The following is a 4,953-nucleotide window of genomic DNA, read 5'->3' on the forward strand; positions in this document are numbered from 1 at the left end:
CGCCGGCACCGCCACGGCGCTGGCCCTGCGGCTGGCCGCCGCGCGGTGCGCCGCGACCGGCCCCGTCACGCTGGCCGCCGCTGCTCTTCTTCGGGACCGCATGTGCGTGGCGCGGAGCCTCGCTGTGCGGACGGCGGGCGTGGGTCTTGCGCGGTGCGCGCTCGCCACCCGGGATCTCCGCCTTGCCCGGCGCGCTGTTGCCCCAGCGGATCGGCACCTGCGGCTCGAAGCCGGGTACGTCGCGGATGTCCATGTCGCGGTTGAGCAGGCGCACGATCTGGCGCAGCAGCTTGGCTTCGTCCTGCGCCACCAGCGAAATCGCCTGGCCGGTCGAACCGTTGCGGCCGGTACGGCCGATGCGGTGCACGTAATCCTCGGCCACCATCGGCAGGTCGTAGTTGATGACCTTCGGCAGCTCGTTGATGTCGATGCCGCGCGCGGCGATGTCGGTCGCCACCAGCACGGTCACCCGGCCGGCCTTGAAGTCGCCCAGCGCACGCAGGCGCTGGCCCTGGCTCTTGTTGCCGTGGATCGCCGCGGTCTTGATGCCGGACTTTTCCAGGAACGTGGCCAGCTTGTCGCTGCCGTGCTTGGTGCGCGCAAACACCAGGGTCTGCTCGCGGCTGTCCTGCGCCAACAGGTGCAGCAGCAGTTCGCGCTTGCGGCCACCGTCAACCGGATGCACCTTGTGGGTGATCGTTTCGGCCACGGTGTTCTTCGGCGTCACCTGGATCTGTTCCGGGTTGCGCATGAACTCCAGCGCCAGCTGACGGATGTTGTCTTCAAACGTCGCCGAGAACAGCAGGGTCTGGCGGTTCTGGCGCGGCAGCTTGGCCAGGATGCGCTTGATCGAGGGCAGGAAGCCCATGTCCAGCATGCGGTCGGCTTCGTCCAGCACCAGCACTTCAATGCCGGACAGGTCGACGCTGCGGCGCTCGAGGTGGTCGATCAGGCGACCCGGGCAGGCCACCAGCAGGTCCACGCCACGGCGCAGCACGTCGAACTGGTTGCCCATGCCCACGCCGCCGTAGATGCAGGCGCTGGGGATGCGCAGGTACTTGCTGTAGCCGCGCAGGCTGTCATGCACCTGGGTGGCCAGTTCGCGGGTCGGAGCCAGCACCAGCGCACGCGGCTTGCGCGGGCCGTCAACGGCCTGCGGGTGCGTGCCCAGGTGCTGCAGCAGCGGTAAACCGAAGGCAGCGGTCTTGCCGGTACCGGTCTGTGCGCCGGCCAGCAGGTCACGCCCGGCCAGGGCCAGCGGGATCGCCTGTTCCTGGATCGGGGTCGGGTTTTCATAGCCCTGCTCGGACAACGCGCGCAGCAGGAACGGGGCAAGGCCCAGGTCTTCGAAAGACATCGGTGGAAAGCTCCAAAAGCAAAGTAACGCCGGGCCCGATGGCCAGACGCGCGGCAGATCGTGTGATCGGCTGACTCGGAGCGTTCCCGTGAACCGCGCTGCGAGGAGTAGGGTGCAGCCAACGCGGTGCGCAGGCTGGAATGCATGACGAATGACGTCGGAGTGGGGGCGGGCGAGGGGTCGAAACCCGGTTCGCCGGCGATCCCGAAGGGAAACGGACGGCCGCTGCAGACCGGCGGAGTATAGGAGAAATTGTGCAGCACATCAATTTCCCCATTCAGGTTCGCCGGTCCGGATCGTTTATGGTCGCTATGACGCATTGCGCCTTGGCTCCTGCGCGCATTTGGTTACACTCGAAACCTATTTTTCTGCGTTCGACGGATACCCACCCATGAAGCTTGGTTCTTTGAAGGAAGGCGGTCGCGACGGCACCCTGATCGTGGTCTCACGCGATCTGCGCCAGGGCGTCCGCGCCACCGGCATCGCCGCCACCCTGCAGGCGGCGCTGGAAGACTGGTCGCACCTGGCTCCGCGCCTGAACGCCCTGTACGAGTCGCTCAATGACGGCAGCGCCGACGGCGTGTTCGACATCGACCTGCAGGCGCTGGCCGCGCCGCTGCCACGTGCCTATGAATTCGTCGACGGCAGCGCCTACCTGCCGCACGTCGAGCGCGTGCGCCGCGCCCGTGGGGCCGAGGTGCCGGAAAGCTTCTACACGGACCCGCTGATGTACCAGGCCACCAGCGCCGGCTTCTACGGTCCCCGCGACGCGGTGAAGGTGGTCAGCGAGGAGTACGGCATCGACCTGGAAGCGGAGCTGGTGGTCATCACCGACGACGTGCCGATGGCGGTCACCCCGGAACAGGCCGCCGGCCACATCCAGCTGGTCGGCCTGGTCAACGACGTCTCGCTGCGCAACCTGATTCCCGGCGAGCTGGCCAAGGGCTTTGGCTTCCTGCAGTCCAAGCCGCGCTCGGCCCTGTCGCCGGTGTTCGTCACTCCGGACGAGCTGGGCGAGGCCTGGCAGGGCAGCAAGGTGCACCTGCCGCTGGTCACCCACGTCAACGGCGAATGGTTCGGCGCGCCGGAAGCGGGCGTGGACATGCAGTTCAACTTCGCCCAGCTGGTCGCCCACGCCGCCAAGACCCGCCCGCTGGGCGCGGCCACCATCGTCGGCTCGGGCACCATTGCCAATGAGGACACCTCCAAGGGTGCTTCGTGCTTTGCCGAACAGCGCACCGTGGAAACCCTCCGCGACGGCAAGCCAAGCACGCCTTTCATGAGCTTCGGTGACGTGGTCCGGATTGAAATGTTCGACGCCGCCGGCGAGAGCATCTTCGGTGCCATCGAACAGCGCATCGAGCAGGCAGCGCGGCCCTGAGCATGCACGCCGAACCTCTCGAACTGTTCAGTTACTGGCGCTCCAGCGCGGCCTATCGGGTCCGTATCGGCCTGAACCTGAAGGACCTGCCGTACGCGATCACGCCGGTGCATCTGGTCCGCGATGGCGGCCAACAGCACAGCGAAGGCTATGCCGCGCTCAATCCGCAGGAACTGGTGCCGACCCTGCGCCACGGCGAGCAGGTGCTGCATCAGTCGATGGCGATCCTGGAGTATCTGGACGAGGTGTTCGGCGGCCCTTCGCTGCTGCCGGACGACGCGGCCGGTCGGGCGCGGGTGCGCGCGCTGGCGCAGCTGGTGGCGTGCGACATCCACCCGCTCAACAACCTGCGGGTGATGCAGTTCTTCAGCGATACCTGGAACGTGCCGCAGTCCGAGCGCGAAGACTGGACCCGGCACTGGATCCAGCTGGGGTTCGAGGCGATGGAGCGGATGCTGGTGGAATCGGTGGAGACCGGGCGCTTCTGCCACGGCGACTCGCCCACCCTGGCCGACTGCTGCCTGGTGCCGCAGCTCTACAACGCGCGGCGCTTCAACGTGGACCTGGAGCCGTACCCGACCCTGGTGCGGATCGAGGCGGCGTGCCTGGCGTTACCGGCGTTTGAAGCGGCCAGGCCAGAGAATCAGCCGGACGCGGTGTAAATGCGGTTCGACGCGATGTGAACCGGTAGGTATCGACCGTTGGTCGATACCTCCGTAAATCAAAACCCGTGCGTGATGCTCGCCGGGCCCGCCGCCGAATAATCCGCATACGGATCATGCTCGCCGCTGCCGCCTTCGGACAGGCGGAACTTCAAAGCAAGACCATCGCGCGAATCGGCCGCGCGCAGCGCCTCTTCCTGTTCGATGATGCCGCTCTTGGCCATGCGGAACAGGCACTGGTCAAAGCTTTCCATGCCTTCCTCCAGCGACCCTTCCATCGCCGCCTTGATCTCGTGCACCTGGCCGCGGCGCAGCAGGTCACGGATCATCGGCGTGTTGATCAGCACTTCGGTCGCCGGCAGGCGGCGGCCATCCTGACCCTTCACCAGACGCTGCGAAATGACCGCGCGCAGGTTCAGCGAAAGGTTCATCAGCACGTTGCGGTGGGCGCTTTCCGGGAAGAAGTTCAGGATGCGCTCGATGGTCTGGTCCGCATTGTTCGAGTGCAGCGTGGCCAGGCACAGGTGACCGGTTTCGGCGAACGCAATGGCCGCCTCCATGGTTTCCGCGTCCAGGATTTCGCCGATCAGGATCACGTCCGGCGCTTCACGCATCGCGTTCTTCAGCGCGTTGTGGAAGGCGTGCGTATCCAGCCCGACCTCGCGCTGGTTCACGATCGACATCTTGTGCTTGTGCAGGTATTCGATCGGGTCCTCGATGGTGAGGATGTGCCCGGTGGTGGTGCTGTTGCGGTGGTCGATCATCGACGCCAGCGACGTGGACTTGCCTGAGCCGGTCGAGCCGACCACCAGCACCAGCCCGCGCGGGGTCATGATGACGTCCTTCAGCACCTGCGGCAGATTCAGCTCTTCAATGCTGGGAATCTTGCTGCGGATGGCGCGGATCACCATGCCCACCTCACCGCGCTGCTTGAACACGTTGACGCGGAAGCGCCCGGCGTCGGGCAGGGCGATGGCCATGTTGAGTTCCAGGTCGCGCTCGAACTGCGGCACCTGGCCCTCGTCCATCAGCGAGTAGGCGATCTTCTTGACCATGCCCGGCGGCAACCCGGTGTTGCCCAGCGGGTAAAGCTTGCCCTCGATCTTGATGTACACCGGCGCGCCGGTGGTCAAGAACATGTCCGAGGCGTTCTTTTCGGTCATCAGCTTCAGGAAATAGCCGATATCCATGCGAAATCTTTCCCCAACAATCAGCTTCGTGCCATTGCAAGCACGGCGCAGGCTTCCGACAATGGCCGTGCACAGACAACCTGGCAACGGCCCCCCCAATGAATCGTAGCTTCGCACAAATACGACGTACCCCGGCAGTTTTCATCTCTGGATGCGTGATGGCGTGCGCATTCGCGCTGTCCGGACCGGTCCTGGCCCAGGACGGCGCGCTGGAACTGGCACAGGCCCGCCAGGCCGTGGACAAGGCCACCCAGGCCGACGCCGACCAGTACGCCCCGGACCTGATCGCCCTTGCGCGGCAAGGCCTGGAGCAGGCCCAGGCAGCCGCTGGCGACCGCCGCGAGCGCAAGAACGTGCCCGTGC

General features: G+C 66.0%; 5 protein-coding genes. 3 read left to right on the forward strand and 2 right to left on the reverse strand.

The window, feature by feature from the left end:
* The coding region (locus EGJ34_RS20465; RefSeq protein WP_125362268.1) for a DEAD/DEAH box helicase at positions 1–1,357 on the reverse strand (1,357 nt) is incomplete at its 3' end.
* Positions 1,358–1,748: 391 nt separating this feature from the next.
* On the opposite strand from EGJ34_RS20465, the gene EGJ34_RS20470 reads away from it, so the two are divergent.
* Positions 1,749–2,738: a fumarylacetoacetate hydrolase family protein gene (locus tag EGJ34_RS20470; RefSeq protein WP_125362269.1), complete on the forward strand. Its 990-nt coding sequence runs from the start codon at positions 1,749–1,751 to the stop codon at positions 2,736–2,738.
* Between the two features lie 2 nt (positions 2,739–2,740).
* Positions 2,741–3,400, forward strand: a complete 660-nt coding sequence (maiA, locus tag EGJ34_RS20475; protein ID WP_125362270.1) for a maleylacetoacetate isomerase — start codon at positions 2,741–2,743, stop codon at positions 3,398–3,400.
* Between the two features lie 59 nt (positions 3,401–3,459).
* On the opposite strand, the gene EGJ34_RS20480 is transcribed toward maiA, so the two are convergent.
* Positions 3,460–4,590, reverse strand: a complete 1,131-nt coding sequence (locus tag EGJ34_RS20480; RefSeq protein ID WP_125362271.1) for a PilT/PilU family type 4a pilus ATPase — start codon at positions 4,588–4,590, stop codon at positions 3,460–3,462.
* Between the two features lie 98 nt (positions 4,591–4,688).
* Here EGJ34_RS20480 and EGJ34_RS20485 point away from each other — a divergent pair.
* A partial coding sequence (locus tag EGJ34_RS20485; RefSeq protein ID WP_148100536.1) for a DUF4398 domain-containing protein occupies positions 4,689–4,953 on the forward strand: 265 nt, incomplete at its 3' end.

It is taken from the genome of Stenotrophomonas sp. 278 (assembly GCF_003935715.1).
In the GTDB taxonomy this organism is placed as follows: domain Bacteria; phylum Pseudomonadota; class Gammaproteobacteria; order Xanthomonadales; family Xanthomonadaceae; genus Stenotrophomonas; species Stenotrophomonas maltophilia_AH.

Excerpts from the sequence above, each read along its gene's own strand:
- EGJ34_RS20470 (WP_125362269.1), top strand. The coding sequence starts at position 1,749 with ATGAAGCTTGGTTCTTTGAAGGAAGGCGGTCGCGACGGCACCCTGATC.
- EGJ34_RS20480 (WP_125362271.1), bottom strand. The coding sequence starts at position 4,590 with ATGGATATCGGCTATTTCCTGAAGCTGATGACCGAAAAGAACGCCTCG.
- maiA (WP_125362270.1), top strand. The coding sequence starts at position 2,741 with ATGCACGCCGAACCTCTCGAACTGTTCAGTTACTGGCGCTCCAGCGCG.